This is a genomic window from endosymbiont of Lamellibrachia barhami (assembly GCF_011947365.2).
Taxonomy (GTDB): Bacteria; Pseudomonadota; Gammaproteobacteria; order Chromatiales; family Chromatiaceae; genus QGON01.
Map to the genome: position 1 here is coordinate 2649789 of NZ_JAAVSH020000001.1, position 16882 is coordinate 2666670.

Consider the following 16882-nt stretch of genomic DNA (forward strand, 5'->3'; position numbering starts at 1 on the left):
ATCTTGTCTCAGGGATCTGCCGTCGCGCCTTTCATCTATACCCTGTTTTAATAAACCGCTGATGCTGCACGGTGTCCGGGGGAGACTCCCGCTCCGTGCGTGATCAAGTGGCTGAGTCACAGGGTAACCAGAAACAGAAGAAGCGGGACTCAAGCCTTGCCGAATGCCTGTTTTTGAACGCTCAAAACCAGCCCTTCAGGAATCGATTCCACTGTAAAGCGCCTCTCTTCCAGTTCTGAGACAGGGCAGATTCCCAAAATCGAATTGGTAATGAACAGAGCGTCCCCCGCCTTGCACTCCTGAATCGTCAGTTTTTTGATTACAGTTTCGATTCCCAGCTGCGTAGCCACCTCAAGCACCAACCGCCGCATCACACCGGCAACCCCACAATCGGTGAGATCCGGCGTCAACAGACACCCTTCAGACAACAGAAAAAGGTTCGATTGAGTGCCCTCGACCACCAGGTCGTTCTCATCGAGCATCAAACCCTCCGGAATCTCTGGATCATCCCACTCATTCCGGGCCAATACCTGCTCCAGACGATTGAGGTGTTTGAGCCCTGCCAAGGCGCGACTTCGTCCAATTCGTGTTTCACAGACACGCAGCCTGATGCCTGCCGTAAACCAAGCGTTCGGATAGTCGGGCCAGGGGTGCAGCGTCAGTATGCGGCGGGGGGTTGCATCATGAGGGGCGCGATAACCGCGGCCACCACTGCCACGGGTCAGGAGCAACTTCAACACACCATGCCTGGTGTCGGAGATCAACTCCCGCGCCTCTGCCAACAGCAGCGACTTATCCTGAAGGGGAAAACCAAGACGAACTTCACCTTGGGTCAGGCGCTCCATGTGCGCTTCCCACAGGCGAGGCTCTCCATCCGTCACCGCAATGGTTTCAAACAGCCCATCACCATACTGCAGACCACGATCTGATACCGGAATCTGGTCTGCGGATTGTCCGTCGATCAACAAAGGCTTCTGCCCGAAAATGGGCCGGAAAGGAGATGTACGCAGCCCCCCGGACGGGGAACTGCGTAGTACAGATGTATCGAATCAGTCAATCTTGCGGAACGCAAGCGTACCGTTGGTACCACCAAAACCGAAAGAGTTGGAGATAACCACATCCAGCTTCATCTCACGCGCAGCATTGGGCACAAAATCCAGATCACACTCAGGATCCTGATTCTCCAGGTTGATCGTGGGCGGGGCCACCTGATCGCGCAGCGCGAGAACGGTAAAGACCGCTTCGGCACCACCTGCGGCACCCAGCATGTGGCCAGTCATCGATTTCGTCGAGCTGACGCAGAGCTTGTAGGCGTGATCCCCAAAGGCCAGCTTGACCGCCTTGGTCTCGGCCACATCACCTGCCGGGGTGGAGGTGCCATGGGCGTTGATGTAATCCACCTCTTCCAGATTGATGCCGGCATCCTTCAGCGCCAGCTTCATACAGCCGGCAGCACCGGAACCATCCTTCGAAGGTGAAGTCATATGGAACGCATCGGAGTTCATGCCCACGCCGACCAATTCGGCATAGATCTTCGCCCCCCGGGCCTTGGCATGTTCGTACTCTTCAAGGACCATCACCCCGGCCCCGTCGCTGAGCACGAAACCATCGCGATCACGATCCCAGGGACGGCTGGCGCCCTGAGGATCGTCGTTGCGGCGTGACAGTGCTCTGGCGGCAGCAAACCCACCGAGGCCGACCGGCGAAGTCGCCATCTCGGCGCCACCAGCGACCATGACATCGGTGCGACCGTGACGAATCATCATCGCCGCCTCGCCGATACTGTGAGAGCCGCTGCTGCAAGCAGAGACGATCGAATAGTTGGGCCCTTTCAATCCATATTTGATCGAGAGGTTCCCGGAGACCATGTTGATGATATTGGCCGGGACAAAAAATGGCGAGATCTTGCGGGGACCACCATCGATATAGGCTTGGTAGCTATTTTCGATACCCGTGATACCGCCAATACCGGAGCCGATCAGCACACCGATACGATCGGCATTCTCTTCGGTCACTTCCAGCCCGGAATCCTCGATTGCCTGACACCCCGCAGCCACGCCATAGTGGATGAACTTGTCCATCTTCTTGGCTTCTTTTTTCGAGACATAGTCAGTCATATCGAACCCATAGATCGGTCCGCCGAAACGGGTGGTGAAGGGCTCGATATCGAAATGAGTGATCGGTTGGATACCACTCTTGCCTGCAAGGATACTCTCCCACGACGACGGCACGTCCAGTCCAACAGGCGCGACCATTCCGAGCCCGGTAACGACAACCCTTCTTGCAGTCATGTAAGACTACCCCCTGATCTGGTTAGGCTTGCAACAAGCAAAAGGCCGCGTCCCAGAGACAGGGAATAGCACGGCCCGAACAATTAGCCGATAGCAATCAGCTGTGCGAGGTGATGTAGTCAACAGCCAACTGAACGGTGGTGATCTTTTCAGCTTCCTCATCAGGAATCTCGGTTTCGAATTCCTCTTCGAGTGCCATCACCAGTTCAACAGTGTCGAGAGAGTCGGCACCGAGATCATCGACAAAGGAAGCTCCGGTAGTCACTTCGTCCTCTTTGACACCCAGTTGTTCCACGACAATTTTACGAACTCTTTCTACGACATCAGTCATGTTCTTAATTTCCTCTGGATTAAGCTTCGGCCACGAATGCGGCGGATGCGATATTGTATTAATAAACCTTGCATGAGAAAAGCGTAAGCCGCCGTAGTATATCACACAAGAAATATTGGTAATTCCTATTATTTATCAAAAGCATAAGTGACTTTTCTCGAAAGAGTATCACTTTTGACAAAAAGAAAGTCGCAATTCAGCACTGTTAATATGTGCCTGTAGCTGAATTGTTACCCCATATACATGCCGCCATTGACGTGAATCGTCTCGCCGGTAATATAGCCGCCACTCTGCGAAGCAAGGAACAGCACCGTATTGGCAACATCCTCCGGCTGTCCAAGTTTCTGCAGCGGGATATTGTCGATAAGCTTCTTGCGCTGCTCTTCCGGCAATTCATTGGTCATGTCGGTTTCGATAAAGCCGGGGGCAATCGCATTGACCGTAATATTCCGGGATCCCACCTCTCGCGCCATGGAACGGGTAAAACCGAAGATTCCGGCCTTGGCCGCTGCGTAGTTGGTCTGCCCGGCATTACCCATGGCTCCTACAACGGAAGAGATATTGATAACCCGGCCTTTACGCGCCTTCATCATGCCGCGCAGCAACGCTTTGCAGAGGCGGAAGATAGAGGTCAGATTGGTGTCGATAATGCTCTCCCACTCCTCTTCCTTCATGCGCATCAACAGATTGTCGCGGGTAATACCGGCATTATTGACCAGAATAGTGGGTACGCCGAACTGATCATTGATCGCCTTGACCACCCCATCGACCGATGCCTGATCGGTCACATTCAGCACCATCCCCTGCCCTTTGAAACCCGCCGCTGCAAAACGCGCTGAGATGGCATCCGCGCCACTCTGTGAGGTAGCAGTACCGATAATGGTCGCCCCCGCCTTTGCCAGCGTATCTGCGATAGCCGCACCAATGCCCCGACTGGCGCCAGTCACCAGTGCAATTTGATTTTCCAGCATCATTTCAGTGCCTCCAGGGCAGCATTCAAGGTATCACTATCGAGGACGGCAAACCCAGTCAGCTTGCGGTCGATGCGTTTGTTCAAGCCGGTCAGTACCTTACCCGGTCCAGCCTCGACGATCTTGTCGATGCCTCTCTCCGATATGCTCTGGATCGTCTCCACCCAGCGCACCGGATGATGGAGCTGTTCCGCCAGCCGGGCTCTGATGGCCCCGGTATCAGCCGCAACCGCCACGTCGACATTGTGTAATACGGGGATCGAGGGCATCTCAATCGCAACATCCTGCAGCTGTTCAGCAAGTCTTTCAGCAGCGGGCTTCATCAATGCGCAGTGGGAGGGCACACTGACCGGAAGGGGCAGCGCACGCTTGGCGCCCGCCTCTTTAGCAAGTCCACAGGCGCGATCCACCGCAGCCTTGCTACCAGCGATCACCACCTGCCCCGGAGAGTTGAAGTTAACGGCCTCCACCACTTGCGACTCTGCAGCGGCAGCACAGACGTCCCGCACCTTGTCATCATCGAGTCCCAGGATCGCAGCCATGGCGCCGGTACCTTCCGGCACGGCCTCCTGCATGAACCTGCCGCGTTTGGCCACCAGTGAGACCGCATCGGCAAAACCCATCGCACCGGCACAGACCAGTGCAGAGTATTCACCCAGGCTGTGACCGGCCATGACGGCCGGAGCCGCTCCCCCCTGGGCCTGCCAGACGCGCCAGACGGCGACACCGGCCGCCAACATGGCAGGCTGAGTGTTCTGAGTCTGGTTCAGCGCCTCTTTCGGACCTTCCAGCACAAGCTTCCAGAGGTCGAAGCCCAAGGTGTCCGAGGCTTCCGTAAAGGTATCGCCAACTGAAGAGAAATCGTCAGCCAATGTTTTCAACATACCCACAGACTGGGAACCCTGACCGGGAAAGACAATGCTAAATGCGGAGTCACTCATAATTGGAATAATCAGAAAGATCTATGGATTAGAATTTGACGAGGACAGAGCCCCAAGTGAACCCACCACCAAAGGCCTCCATCAAAAGCGTTTCGCCACGCTTGATGCGCCCATCCCGAACTGCGGTATCCAGCGCCAACGGCACCGAAGCCGCCGAAGTGTTGCCGTGTTCATGCACGGTAACGACCACACGATCCATAGAGGTACGCAGCTTCTTGGCAGTCGCGTTGATAATGCGGATATTTGCCTGATGCGGGATCAGCCAGTCCACATCCGATCTACTCATATCGTTGGCCTTGAGGGTTTCATCGACGATACGGCCAAGCGTGGTGACCGCCATCTTGAAGACCTCGTTGCCCCGCATCTCCATATAGGCGACACCCTCTTGCAGCGCCCCATAGTTGCGGGAGACACCACTGGGCACTCGCAGAAGCCCTTCGAAGGCGCCATCGGCATGCAGATGTGTGGAGATGATACCCGGCTCATCACTGGCCTCAAGCACAACCGCGCCAGCGCCGTCGCCGAACAGAACACAGGTATTACGATCACTCCAGTCGACAATACGTGAGAGGGTCTCGGCACCGATTACCAGGGCACATTTGGCGCTGCCGGTTTTGATGAACTTGTCCGCCACGCCAACCGCATAGACAAACCCGGTACAAACGGCCTGAACGTCGAAAGCCGCAGGTCCGTGGATACCGAGCCGGGCCTGCAACAGACAGGCGGTACTGGGAAAAATCTGATCTGGCGTGGTAGTGGCCACCACGATCAGATCGATATCTTTAGGCTCGACCCCAGCCATCTCCATGGCATTCCGGGCGGCCTTTTCCGCCAGGTCACAGGTGTACTCATCGTCAGCGGCGATATGGCGTTTCTTGATGCCGGTTCGATCCACGATCCACTGATCAGTGGTGTCCACTATCTTTTCCAGATCCTTATTCGTCAGGGTCTTTTCAGGAAGATAACTGCCGGTGCCGGCTATTCGGGAGTAGATCACTCGCTTTCCCTTTTCAATTGTGCTTCAACCTGGGTCTTGATGCGGGATGGAACATCGGTAAGCGCTTCTTTGCGTGCTCTACCGATCGCATTGACAAACGCCAGTATATCCGCACCACCATGGCTTTTGATGACGATGCCCCGCAAGCCCAGCAGACTGGCGCCATTATAACGGCGTGGATCGATGCGACGGCGAAGCGACTGGAGTACCGGCATGGCAATCAGTCCGGCAAGCTTGGTCAGCCAGTTCCTGCTGAAGCCCTCCTTCATGAAGTGGCTGATCATCTTCGCCACGCCTTCACTGCTCTTGAGCGCAACATTGCCGACAAAACCGTCGGAGACGACAACATCCGCACCGCCTTTGTAGACATCATCCCCTTCCACATAGCCGACATAATTCAGCGAACTTGCCGCCAGCAGTTCATGGGCGCTCTTTACCTGCTCATTCCCCTTGATCTCTTCCTGTCCGATGTTGAGCAGACCGATACGGGGATTGGAAATATCCGACACCGCCGAGGCCAACTCGCTGCCCATCACCGCAAACTGAAACAGATGGTCAGCAGTACAATCCACATTCGCACCCAGATCAAGCATGTAGGTCTGGCCTTCGATACAAGGCAGCGCCGAGATGATCGCAGGACGATCCACATTCGGCAGCATCTTCAGCACAAAACGGGAAGTCGCCATCAACGCACCGGTATTACCCGCGCTGACACAGGCGTCGGCGACGCCCTCCTTCACCAGATTTATGGCCACGCGCATGGAAGAGTCTTTTTTCCCCCGCAGCGCCTTGGATGGCAGCTCATCCATCCCGACTTCCTGGGAAGCGTGATGAATCTTCAGACGATCGCCAAATCCATGGCTGCCGACCCTCTCCTTGAGCAGCGCCTCCTGTCCCACCAGGATAAGGGAGGTCTCTTTATCGCGCTTCAGGTAGTCCAGAGCGGCAGGGACAACGACATCAATACCGTTGTCGCCACCCATCGCGTCCAGAGAGATTGTGACAGCTTTAGTCATGAGATTTGATAAGCCCAGATAATAAAGAACCCGGCCAGATCACAAGACCTGCCGGGACTCTAGGTTTAACCAGGAGCCTGTCGGACTTGGAATGGATCTACTGCGTTGCCAGGAGCGCAGTCTAAATCCGACAGATTCCGAGGGAACAGACCACAGAGGTGTCTTATTCGTCTTTGGTATCGATCACTTTACGGCCACGGTAGAAGCCATCGGCACTCATGTGATGGCGCAGGTGGGTTTCACCGGAGGTGGAATCGATGGAGAGAGTCTCGGCAGACAGGGCATCGTGAGAACGACGCATGCCACGCCTGGAGGGGGTTTTTTTGCTCTTTTGAACAGCCATGGCTGAGCTCCTAAGTTCAATCTAACAATTAATCGTGGTCGCGCTTCAATTCTGCGAGTATTGCAAACGGGTTCTCCCGCTCTGCCGTCTCGCTCTCCGATTCCGGATCCAGGGAAGGCTCATCCACAGACTGCATTGTGCAGTCCCCTTCCGAATGCCTGGCAACTTGGGGCAACGCCAGTAACAGGTCGTCTTCCACCAAGTCCCTGAGTTTTACCCGTCCATCTTCCACAAGATGAGGATCCAACTGCTCCGGCAGCGCTTCAGCCTCATCCTGACCTTCGACAAATGCCAGAGAGATCTCCGCATCCACCGACAATACCATCGGGCCAAGACAGCGCTGACACTCCAGCTTCAATGAGGCCCGCAAGTCACCCTGCACACAGGCGCGTTGGCGCTCATCACGCTGAAACACCAAGTCAAAGACGACTTCGCCTTCGGTATCCACCAGGCAAGCCCGTAATCTCGGCAAATCCGCCAACGGAAATCGACCGCTGATTTGCTTGCCGAGATCAGCAAAGCGCCAAGGATCAAACTGATCGGGCAAGTGCTGCGACATAAGCGGACAATGATATTACGGAATGGGCCGGCGTGTCAAAATGACCAATCGGTTCACTAAGTTTAGGCAATGTGATGCAGCGGGGTTGCCGGTTCCGCTGCGCTTGAACCAGCCTACTCTGGTTTCTGAAGATACGGGGGACACAAGCCGCGCTCCGCAGCGATGGGCGCTGATGTGGCAATACAACACCGATTTGCGCCGGTGCGGCGCTCTTACTTAGTGACCATCCAGAAACAATGTTTTTACCACAAAGGACACGAAGAGCACGAAGGTAAAAGATTGATTAGCAATGAATTTTCTTTCGGCAACTGCTCCCAGCGTTGCTCTACCTCCTGCATCCATGCAGTCGCGTGTACTTCGTGCGCTTCGTGGTCAGATATGGGTTTCCGGATAGACACTACTTAGCGTCAACCACCCACGATCGCCAACAACACTCCGGCGGCAACGGCGGAACCGATAACCCCCGCTACATTCGGGCCCATGGCGTGCATCAGAAGGAAATTGTGGTGATTGGTTTCCAGTCCAACCTTATTCACCACCCTGGCTGCCATAGGCACGGCGGAGACACCGGCGGCACCGATCAGGGGGTTGATCTTGCCACCGGTAACGCGGTACATCACCTTGCCCATTAAAACACCAGTCGCGGTGCCGATGCAGAAGGCAAAGGCGCCCAACCCAAGGATACCCAGCGTCTCGAGGGTAAGAAAATTATCTGCAGAGAGCTTGGAACCCACCGCCAGACCCAGAAGGATCGTGACGATGTTGATGATCTCATTTTGCGCTGAGTGACTCAGGCGCTCCACCACACCGCTCTCCCGCAGCAGATTGCCAAACGTCAGCATCCCGATCAGCGGCGCAGCAGTGGGTAGAAAGAGAATGCAGAGCAACAATACCGCAAAGGGGAAGAGCACCTTCTCCAGCTTGCTGACATGGCGCAACTGCTGCATGACGACGCCCCGCTCCTTCTCGTTAGTCAGCCAACGCATGATCGGTGGCTGAATAATGGGAACCAGTGCCATATAGGAGTAGGCGGCCACAGCAATCGCCCCGAGCAGATCCGGCGCAAGGCGGGATGCGAGGAAGATTGCCGTCGGCCCGTCGGCGCCACCGATGATTGCAATGGCCGAGGCATCCGCCAGGGTAAAATTGAAACCCGGTATCATATTCAGCGCCAGCGCTCCCATCAGGGTCACGAAGATACCGAACTGGGCGGCAGCCCCCAACAGCAATGTCCAGGGCATGGCAATCAGCGCACCAAAATCGGTCAATGCCCCAACCCCCATGAAGATCAACAGGGGAAATACCCCGGTCTCTATCCCGACATGATAGATGTAACCGAGCAGCCCCGTGTCACCCCCAATACCGGCCACCGGGATATTGCTCAGGATAGCCCCAAAACCGATCGGCAGCAGCAGCAGCGGCTCAAACTTCTTGACGATAGCAAGATAGATCAGAAGGCCGCCGATGAGCATCATCAGCACCTGCCCCCAAGTGAAGTTGGCCAGGCCGGTGGACAGCCATAAAGGTTCCAGCCCGATATCCATCAGGCGAGACTCAGGAGTGCATCGTCAACTTGGACGGTATCACCCTCTTTGACCAGGATATCCGCAACCACACCGGTCATCGTCGTCCGCACCTCGGTCTCCATCTTCATGGCTTCGAGGATCATCACCACTTCACCAGCGGCAACCGACTGGCCCTTCACAACCTTTATCTTAAATATATTCCCCGCCAATGGAGAGGAGACCAATCCACCACCGGCAGTTGTCGGCGCCGCGCTGGCCGTGCTAGCGGCAGGAGCAGGCTGAATGCCACTCACCTCGCCGCCGGCAGTCACCTTCACATCGTAGGCGACACCATTGACTTCAACCTGGTAGAACCCAGGCTCATTGCTCGATACAGGCGCAGTAGCGGCCGGCGCTTGCGGCTCCTGCCCAGGCACCGGTTCGAATGCATCCGGATTATCCCGGTTTTCGAGAAACTTGAGCCCAACCTGAGGAAAGAGTGCATAGATCAACACATCGTCGACTACCGCATCCGCAACCCGCAGACCCTTCTCTTTGGCAAGGAGATTAAACTCACTTCCCAGCTTGTCCATCTCCGGCTCGATCAGGTCCGCCGGACGACAGGTAATCACCTCCCCACCATCCAGTACTTTGTCCTGAAGCAGCTTGTCGACCGGTGCCGGCGTCGCACCATATTCACCCTTCAACACACCCGCCGTCTCTTTGGCGATATTCTTATAGCGTTCACCCAGCAGCACATTGATAACGGCTTGGGTACCGACGATCTGTGAAGTCGGTGTCACCAGTGGAATATACCCAAGATCCTTGCGCACCTTGGGTATCTCTTCCAGTACCTCGTCGAAACGGTCACAGGCGCCCTGCTCCCGCAGTTGATTCTCCATATTGGTCAGCATGCCGCCAGGCACCTGGGCCACCAGGATTCTGGAATCAACCCCCCTCATGGAACCCTCAAACTTGGCATACTTTTTTCGCACTTCGCGAAAATAGGCTGCGATCTCTTCCAACAGGTGCAGATTAAGACCGGTATCGCGCGCCGTGTTATCCAGAATTGCCACCACCGACTCAGTCGCTGAATGGCCATAGGTCATACTCATGGAGGATATTGACGTGTCCAGCATGTCGATACCCGCTTCCGCAACCTTGACCGCAGTCGCAGTGCTCATACCGGTAGTGGCATGACTATGCAGGGCAATGGGAATCGAACAGGAGGATTTCAGGCGGGTAACCAGCTCCTCGGCCACATAGGGCCGGAGCAGACCCGCCATATCCTTGATGCAGATGGAATCGCAGCCCATCTCTTCGAGTTGACGACCCATCGTCAACCAATAGTCCATGTCGTGCGCAGGACTCACGGTATAGGACATGGTGCCTTGCGCATGTTTGCCTGTCTTCAAGGTGGCTTTGACTGCGGTTTCCAGGTTCCGCAAATCATTCATCGCATCGAAGATGCGGAATACGTCGATACCATTTTCCGCCGCACGATCGACAAAAGATTCGACCACATCATCCGCGTAATGCCGATAACCGAGTATATTCTGACCACGCAGCAACATCTGCTGAGGGGTATTTGGCATGGCCTTTTTCAACTGGCGCAGCCGCTCCCAAGGATCTTCGCCCAGAAAGCGAATGCAGGCATCGAAGGTTGCACCGCCCCAAGTCTCAAGGGACCAGAATCCCACCTGATCGAGCTTCTCGGCGATCGGCAGCATATCCTCGATGCGCAGACGCGTCGCAAACAGCGACTGATGGGCGTCACGCAAAACAAGCTCAGTGATACCTAGAGGTTTTTTTTCAGTCATGGGAAGTCTGCCGCCATCTGATAACAGATCAGGTTAAAATGATTATATATTTAGGAGTCGGATCTTACTGGGAAATCAATTATGTGTCGCGCGGTAACGGGTGACGGCCGCTGTTATGACGGCGACCAGATCCCCTCTTGCCGCTTGGTGATCCTGTTGTGAGACAGGCAGACCCCCATCCGGCTGCTCCTCCAATTCCGGCTTCTGCAGCGCCATGGCAAAACGAGACATGGCCAGCATGATAAACACCAGAACGACCAGAAAAGAGAACACAATCCCCATTCCCAGCGCCATAAGCTTGGAACCAGCCAGCATTAAATCCGATATTGGCATAGGCGAGTCTTATCTCCCAATAGCACGCAGCGTCCTTTTTACGTCACTTGGTGGATACGAGTCAAGCACGATCCACATTAAGAAAGAAAAGCTACTTATTGTTAATTAAAGAAAAACATGCCTTCTATTAAGATTATTCATGCTTTGTATTGAAAATACCAATAGAATAATAAACAGCATAATTTTTTCCCAATATACAACAGAGCTGGCTTAAATGCGCTTATTCACTGTGGTTTTTGCTATTATCCGCGCGTTCAAACTCAAGACACACTTATTAGATAGAAGTTGATATGGCCTCAGCAACGCGAACCCTCGTCCTTGGCTCCACCTCCCCTTTCAGACGCGAGCTTCTCAACCGCCTTGGCATCGCCTTTGAAACAGCCTCTCCAGAGATCGACGAGACACCTGTTCCAGATGAGGCACCAGAGGCGCTGGTCACCCGCCTTGCCAGACTCAAGGCCGAGGCGGTCAGGGAATCCTGGCCCAACGCCCTGATTATCGGCTCCGACCAGGTGGCAACGATTGACGGAGAGATTCTCGGCAAACCTGGCAGCCACGAACGTGCCGTCGAGCAACTCTCAAAAGCTGCAGGGAAGCGTGTCACATTCTCCACCGGCCTCTGCCTGCTTAACAGCCGTACCGGTAACACTCAGGTCTGCTGCGAGCCCTTTCACGTCTATTTCCGTCAACTGGAACAACAGGCCATCGAGCACTATCTTCAGCGCGAACAGCCCTACAACTGCGCAGGCTCATTCAAATCGGAGGGCTTGGGTATAACGCTGTTTGAGAAGATGGAGGGCGACGATCCCAATTCGCTGATCGGACTGCCGTTGATCCGCCTGGTGGATATGCTGGCCAACGAGGGTTGGGATATCTTAGGAAATACCTGATCCTGGCCGGCAGATCAATCTTTTTGGGTTTAGCTCCCTGCAGGTGGCCGCGAAACACAAGAATGAGGGTCGGTAACCCACAGAGTAAAAACCAGTAAAAAAGGCCCACATCAAGAATGATGTAAGCCTTTTACGAGAGGTCGAGCAGCACCCATATTTTAGAGCACATTAAATCGCCTGGAACTGTCTTTCGCTGACACAACGATGCGCTTTGTTATGCGGCTGATTCCTGTTCAATATCCCAGCCAGGAAACACAAGTACAGCAGGATGGCAGCTTAATGCTCTTGCCAATACTTTAGCCCTTTCAACACCTAGCTGGATTCTATTGTTCTCGATTGCAGAAATGGTAGATTGAGGAATGCCAGTTAGGTTCGCCAGCTCATTCTGACTAAGCTCCTGAAACTCCCTGAGAATTCTTACGGACTCACCAACTGAAACCTCTATTGCTCTTTTTGCTTCTTTATAATCTTTCATGTTACTTCCTCCGATAATCATGGGGTGTAACGTTTTCAACTTGTACCAGAACTTTATCGCCTTCAACTTTATAAATGACGCGATATTGAAGATTTAACCGGGAGGAACGATACCCCTTCCATTCACCAGCCAAGGATTCATCCCGTAACCCTTTGATTTTCTTCAAACCCTGGGGGCCGAAATATCACGATATTCCTTCCCATTTTTTCAAAATTGTTTTAGTGTACATCAACTGGAGCGGATTTAAGGCTCTTAGCAACTCGCTTATGTTCATATATTGCCCACATACCATAAAGAGTATATATATTAAATATGGTATGTCAATATCCGGAACTTTCCAGCACCCTGATATTCAGAGTGGTTCTTATCTGATGCGGCTCCAACGATTATGGTGTTGGCTTTCATCCAGCACATCCAGAAAGACCTCCGGTGCCAACAACCCTTTTTCAGGATGTTGCCACCGCATCAAAGCCTCACAGCAGTAGAGTTCGCCGTTCCGGAGACTGACCACTGGCTGAAAATGGAACAGGAACTCTTCGTTCTCTACTGCGGAGCGAATCTCATTCTCAAGCTGCAGACTCTCCGCCACAACATGCGTCATCTCATCAGTGAAAAAACGATAGGCCGCCCTTCCCTGTTGTTTCGCTGAATACATCGCTGTATCCGCGTCGCGAATCAGGTTATCGGCCACAACATCATCCAGGGGAGCCATCGCTATTCCCACAGAGACGGTGATCCTCAGTTCATGCTCGGCAATCTCGATCGGCTGTTCAAGTGCATCTAGCACCTTCTCCGCCAGAGGAACCATATCATCGCGTTGGTTGATGCCTTCCACCAGCACGGCAAACTCGTCACCACTGAGCCTGGCAACCGTATCTGACTCCCGAGTCAGCATTCGCAGGCGTTCCGCCACAATCTTCAGCAACTCATCGCCTACCAGATGACCGAGGCTGTCATTGACCTGTTTAAAGCGATCCAGATCCAAAAACATCAGGCCGATCAAGCGGCCCTCCCGTGCTGCAATCTTCAGTGCATGCTCCAGTCGATCTCGAAACAGTACCCGGTTCGGCAACCTCGTCAGTGCATCATGGTGGGCCATGTGATCCAGATGCTGTTGCCGCATATGCACCTGTTTGCGCATCTCATTAAAGGCTTCGACCAAGTCCGCCGTCTCCTGCAGGGAAGCAGGCGGGGGGGGTGATATCCAACACCCCCTGGGCTTCCTGTTTCAGTGCCATTGCCGTCTCTGCAATCGGTCTGAGGAGGGTGCGATTGAGAAAGATATAGGCAAAGGTAATCAGCAAAATGCCGAAGAATGCTATGCCGAGAATCGAAAAAGAGAGGGTGCGAGCAGTCTTGGTCAGTAGAGTAATATCCTGGGCGGACTGTTTGTCCAGTTCCAGGTCCAAAGCAGAGAGCCGCCGTCTCATCTGCGCAAGCATGGGATCGATCGACTCAGTCAGAATCACCAGGTCTACACGCCATCCCGGATTATCCAACAATACAATGAGTTGGTTGGATGCTTTTATCCAGTCCCGGTGATGCCTGTCGATCACATCCAATGCTTCTGGACCAATGAAACCCAGGCGATCCGAGTCCACCATGGTTCTCAGGCTCTGTAAATAGCCCGGTATCTCCTCAGCATAGTAACCAATATTAACCATCCGCGATCGCATCCCGGCGCTCGCTTCACTGGAAAAAACGCCAAAACGGTTAGCTACCAGCAGGCGCAGTTCGGAGACCATGTTGTTCCAGGCATGGCGCAATGAAGATATTGCGTTGATCGCTTGGAGCTGTTCTTCCGGTTCCAGCGCCTCACGGACCTCAATGAGTATGGTATCCAACTCACTCAGCAGAGCCTGATTGTGCGGCAGCATCTGCTCACGCATCAGCCGCATGGCGGGAAACCAGCGTTCCATGTCTGTACGCACTTCCACCAATTCAATGGTCGCTGCATGCAATCGTTGCGCATCCAGATGAAGCTCCCGAACAGACGCCGCAGTAGAACCATTGGTCGTATGCGGCAGTGTTTTCTTCAGGTGAAGTAGCGCAATATTGAGCTTGCTGAACTCTTTATTGATGTCCTCTATTTCGGACTCACGTGGCTCGGTGATAATCCGGGACAACCGGTTATCGACATGATTAAGCAGCTCTTGCGCGTCAGCCACAGCTCCCGCAGTCACAGCCCGTTGCTCAATATTGGCGACCTGGATACGACTGGTACGATTCACGTACTCCCAACCGATATAAGCCACCGTGATCAGCCCAATCATGGCCATCAAAGCAAAATAGGCGTACCTGCCCCTGTAGGAGCCAAATCCCGGCAAACGAAATAGAATCCCTTTCAGCAACACTTCAGACTGTCTCTCCAAGTATCCGGACTAAAACCCTTCCATAGGAATCATACTCCTCATCACTGACCAGAGTCAGTGCGCTCAAGCCCGCTTTGGCCAACACACATCTCCCCTGCCGAGACTCTGTTCTAACCCTGCCATCCGGGAACAATAACTGAACCGATCTGTCCAACCGAAAAATAACCTCATCGAAACAGCCTGCCATGCTCATTCGGGACACGATTCTGCAGTTTGGCATTATCAGCATTCTGCTACACTGGAGCATGGCCCTGCTCATCATCGGGCTGTTTTCACTCGGCTACTATATGGTCGGTATCGACTACTACCATCCCTGGTACCATGCCGCGCCTTGGTGGCATAAGAGTTTCGGACTGGTTCTACTGGGATTGCTATTCGCGCGCAACCTGTGGCGCGCAAACAATCTCAAGCCTGCTCCACTGCCCAACCACGCATCATGGGAGCGTTCCGTCGCTACCCTGACCCACCATTTATTCTATATTCTGCTCTATAGTCTCTGTATCAGTGGCTATCTGATCGCCACCGCCAAGGGGAGTGGCGTGGAACTGTTCAGTCTGTTCGAAGTACCGGCACTGTTCCCTGAGATGGACGACCAAAAGGATCTCGCCGGAAAGCTGCACAAGTATCTGGCCTATACCCTGGCTGCATTCGTTGCTTTGCATACTGCCGGGGCGTTGAAGCACCACCTCTTCGATAGAGACGAAACCCTCATGCGAATGCTCAAAACACAACCCGCCAACAACCACCGGAGGAAGCCCTGATGAAAAGCCCACGCAGAATATCGTTTCTGTTGTTATCAACCCTGCTGCCCCTGTCAGGCAGTTTATACGCCGCAGACTATGTCATCGACACCAAGGGCTCCCACGCCTCGATACAGTTCAAGATCCCACATCTGGGTTATAGCCTGCTGCTTGGCCGCTTCGATAAGTTCAGTGGAAAATTCAGCTATGACGAGAAGAATCCATCCAACGCCGGTGCAGAGGTGATTATCTACACTGCCAGTATCGACTCTAACCATGCGGAACGGGACAAACATCTGCGAAGCGAGGATTTTCTCTTTGTTCAACGCTACCCGGAAGCCCGTTTCGTGAGCACCGGTTACCATTCAAATGGTAATGATACCGGCACCTTAAAAGGCAACCTGACCCTGCGTGGTGTGACAAAACCGATCAGCATCGATGTTAAGCAAATCGGCGCGGGCAAGGATCCCTGGGGCGGTTTCCGTCGTGGTTTCGAGGGGCACACGAAATTGAAGCTTTCTGACTACAACATCGACTTCAACATTGGCCCGGCCTCCAAGGAGGTCGAGTTGGGTCTCTATTTAGAGGGCATCAGACAGTAGTCAAACGGTCGGAGTCGATTCCTGTTCTGACCAGAGAGTAAAACCTGCGATGACAAACGTTCCGTCATTGCCGGTTCTGCATACCTGAATCGACTCCGGCCACTACCGCTCACCGTGAGAGAGTGTCGCTGAAGCCCAATCCCTCATGACTCCTGCGATTTAGGTGGCAATCAGATGCTGGTCAAACCACCCTCAAAGACGAACTCTCCACTGGGTTTAGTCGCAGGAAGTTCCGCAACCGGCTCAATACTGATCTTGAAGCGAGTGTCACTTCGCAGGGATACGGGTACATTCATCCGTTCCGCACCACGTTCGGGTAATATGCCCACCGACACCAAGCGTCCATCGTTGGCCACCATCCAGAGCTGACAGACCTTATCTTTCGGTACCCGTGTCGGCGCCACGGCTTTCACATGCAGTTGTCCACTGGAACCATGGTGCTCTATAATCCAGTACCTGCCTGGGACTGATCGTTCATCACTACAAGCACCTGATCCATCTCAAAATCAGCGCGGTCTATGCCGAAGAGGGTGTTGTCAGCACTACTTCCTGTGGCTGGCCATGACTAATCCCAGATTGCGCCAGAAACCAAGGTTGTTCACATCCCCTGCTTTCTCCGGCCGGGATGCTGATCAAGGTGTTGTTCAATATTGCGCCAGACATCTGGAGGAGCAATGCAACTGAACGAAGTACTTT

The 16882-nt window shown here is 53.9% G+C and carries 21 protein-coding genes; 3 read left to right on the forward strand and 18 right to left on the reverse strand.

The window, feature by feature from the left end; all coding sequences use genetic code 11:
* Positions 1 to 149 precede the first annotated feature (149 nt).
* From pabC to G9Q73_RS12010, 12 genes are all read right to left on the reverse strand, one after another.
* Entirely contained in the window at positions 150 to 965 is an 816-nt protein-coding gene (pabC, locus tag G9Q73_RS11955; protein WP_246345236.1) for an aminodeoxychorismate lyase, read from the reverse strand.
* Positions 966 to 1049: 84 nt separating this feature from the next.
* Positions 1050 to 2291: a beta-ketoacyl-ACP synthase II gene (fabF, locus tag G9Q73_RS11960; protein ID WP_177419988.1), complete on the reverse strand. Its 1242-nt coding sequence runs from the start codon at positions 2289 to 2291 to the stop codon at positions 1050 to 1052.
* Positions 2292 to 2388: 97 nt separating this feature from the next.
* Entirely contained in the window at positions 2389 to 2622 is a 234-nt protein-coding gene (gene acpP / locus G9Q73_RS11965) for an acyl carrier protein (protein WP_177419989.1), read from the reverse strand.
* Between the two features lie 230 nt (positions 2623 to 2852).
* Positions 2853 to 3596, reverse strand: a complete 744-nt coding sequence (gene fabG, locus G9Q73_RS11970; RefSeq protein ID WP_177419990.1) for a 3-oxoacyl-ACP reductase FabG — start codon at positions 3594 to 3596, stop codon at positions 2853 to 2855.
* Positions 3593 to 4534, reverse strand: coding sequence for an ACP S-malonyltransferase (fabD, locus tag G9Q73_RS11975; RefSeq protein ID WP_177419991.1), 942 nt, complete (start codon positions 4532 to 4534; stop codon positions 3593 to 3595). The genes fabG and fabD overlap by 4 nt, the downstream gene beginning before the upstream one ends.
* A gap of 28 nt (positions 4535 to 4562) precedes the next feature.
* Positions 4563 to 5531 carry a beta-ketoacyl-ACP synthase III gene (locus G9Q73_RS11980; protein WP_177419992.1) on the reverse strand — a complete coding sequence of 323 codons (969 nt, stop codon included), beginning with the start codon at positions 5529 to 5531 and terminating at the stop codon, positions 4563 to 4565.
* Entirely contained in the window at positions 5528 to 6547 is a 1020-nt protein-coding gene (gene plsX, locus G9Q73_RS11985) for a phosphate acyltransferase PlsX (RefSeq protein WP_177419993.1), read from the reverse strand. The genes G9Q73_RS11980 and plsX overlap by 4 nt, the downstream gene beginning before the upstream one ends.
* A 163-nt stretch (positions 6548 to 6710) precedes the next feature.
* A complete protein-coding gene (gene rpmF, locus G9Q73_RS11990; RefSeq protein WP_177419994.1) occupies positions 6711 to 6890 on the reverse strand; it encodes a 50S ribosomal protein L32 in 180 nt (59 codons plus the stop codon).
* Positions 6891 to 6918: 28 nt separating this feature from the next.
* Complete coding sequence (locus G9Q73_RS11995; RefSeq protein ID WP_177419995.1) at positions 6919 to 7449, reverse strand: YceD family protein; 531 nt, start codon at positions 7447 to 7449, stop codon at positions 6919 to 6921.
* 407 nt (positions 7450 to 7856) lie between these two features.
* Positions 7857 to 8993 carry a sodium ion-translocating decarboxylase subunit beta gene (locus G9Q73_RS12000; protein ID WP_177419996.1) on the reverse strand — a complete coding sequence of 379 codons (1137 nt, stop codon included), beginning with the start codon at positions 8991 to 8993 and terminating at the stop codon, positions 7857 to 7859.
* Entirely contained in the window at positions 8993 to 10774 is a 1782-nt protein-coding gene (oadA, locus tag G9Q73_RS12005) for a sodium-extruding oxaloacetate decarboxylase subunit alpha (protein WP_177419997.1), read from the reverse strand. Before oadA ends, G9Q73_RS12000 begins: the two co-directional genes overlap by 1 nt.
* A gap of 75 nt (positions 10775 to 10849) precedes the next feature.
* A complete protein-coding gene (locus G9Q73_RS12010; RefSeq protein ID WP_177419998.1) occupies positions 10850 to 11107 on the reverse strand; it encodes an OadG family protein in 258 nt (85 codons plus the stop codon).
* Between the two features lie 290 nt (positions 11108 to 11397).
* Here G9Q73_RS12010 and G9Q73_RS12015 point away from each other — a divergent pair, with 290 nt between their 5' ends.
* A complete protein-coding gene (locus G9Q73_RS12015) occupies positions 11398 to 11997 on the forward strand; it encodes a Maf family protein (protein ID WP_177419999.1) in 600 nt (199 codons plus the stop codon).
* 214 nt (positions 11998 to 12211) lie between these two features.
* On the opposite strand, the gene G9Q73_RS12020 is transcribed toward G9Q73_RS12015, so the two are convergent.
* The 4 genes from G9Q73_RS12020 to G9Q73_RS12035 all read right to left on the reverse strand — a co-directional run bounded on the left by G9Q73_RS12020 (position 12212) and on the right by G9Q73_RS12035 (position 14826).
* Positions 12212 to 12472 (reverse strand): helix-turn-helix domain-containing protein, encoded by a 261-nt coding sequence (locus G9Q73_RS12020; protein ID WP_177420000.1) that lies wholly within the window; start codon positions 12470 to 12472, stop codon positions 12212 to 12214.
* A gap of 1 nt (position 12473) precedes the next feature.
* Complete coding sequence (locus G9Q73_RS20230) at positions 12474 to 12638, reverse strand: type II toxin-antitoxin system mRNA interferase toxin, RelE/StbE family (protein ID WP_369408886.1); 165 nt, start codon at positions 12636 to 12638, stop codon at positions 12474 to 12476.
* A 198-nt stretch (positions 12639 to 12836) separates the two neighbouring features.
* Positions 12837 to 13634 (reverse strand): putative bifunctional diguanylate cyclase/phosphodiesterase, encoded by a 798-nt coding sequence (locus tag G9Q73_RS12030; protein ID WP_177420001.1) that lies wholly within the window; start codon positions 13632 to 13634, stop codon positions 12837 to 12839.
* Positions 13618 to 14826 (reverse strand): hypothetical protein, encoded by a 1209-nt coding sequence (locus G9Q73_RS12035; RefSeq protein WP_177420002.1) that lies wholly within the window; start codon positions 14824 to 14826, stop codon positions 13618 to 13620. The genes G9Q73_RS12030 and G9Q73_RS12035 overlap by 17 nt, the downstream gene beginning before the upstream one ends.
* Positions 14827 to 15029: 203 nt before the next feature.
* Here G9Q73_RS12035 and G9Q73_RS12040 point away from each other — a divergent pair, with 203 nt between their 5' ends.
* Together G9Q73_RS12040 and G9Q73_RS12045 are read left to right on the forward strand one after the other, a co-directional pair.
* Positions 15030 to 15605, forward strand: a complete 576-nt coding sequence (locus G9Q73_RS12040) for a cytochrome b (RefSeq protein WP_177420003.1) — start codon at positions 15030 to 15032, stop codon at positions 15603 to 15605.
* Positions 15605 to 16186 (forward strand): YceI family protein, encoded by a 582-nt coding sequence (locus G9Q73_RS12045; protein ID WP_177420004.1) that lies wholly within the window; start codon positions 15605 to 15607, stop codon positions 16184 to 16186. The genes G9Q73_RS12040 and G9Q73_RS12045 overlap by 1 nt, the downstream gene beginning before the upstream one ends.
* A gap of 170 nt (positions 16187 to 16356) precedes the next feature.
* Here G9Q73_RS12045 and G9Q73_RS12050 read toward each other — a convergent pair whose 3' ends face one another.
* The gene (locus G9Q73_RS12050; RefSeq protein WP_369408955.1) at positions 16357 to 16635 is read right to left on the reverse strand and encodes an anti-sigma factor domain-containing protein; all 279 of its coding nucleotides are present in this window, start codon (positions 16633 to 16635) and stop codon (positions 16357 to 16359) included.
* 67 nt (positions 16636 to 16702) lie between these two features.
* Positions 16703 to 16882, reverse strand: a 180-nt coding sequence (locus G9Q73_RS19230; protein ID WP_218649954.1) for a hypothetical protein, incomplete at its 5' end; no start/stop codon positions are given.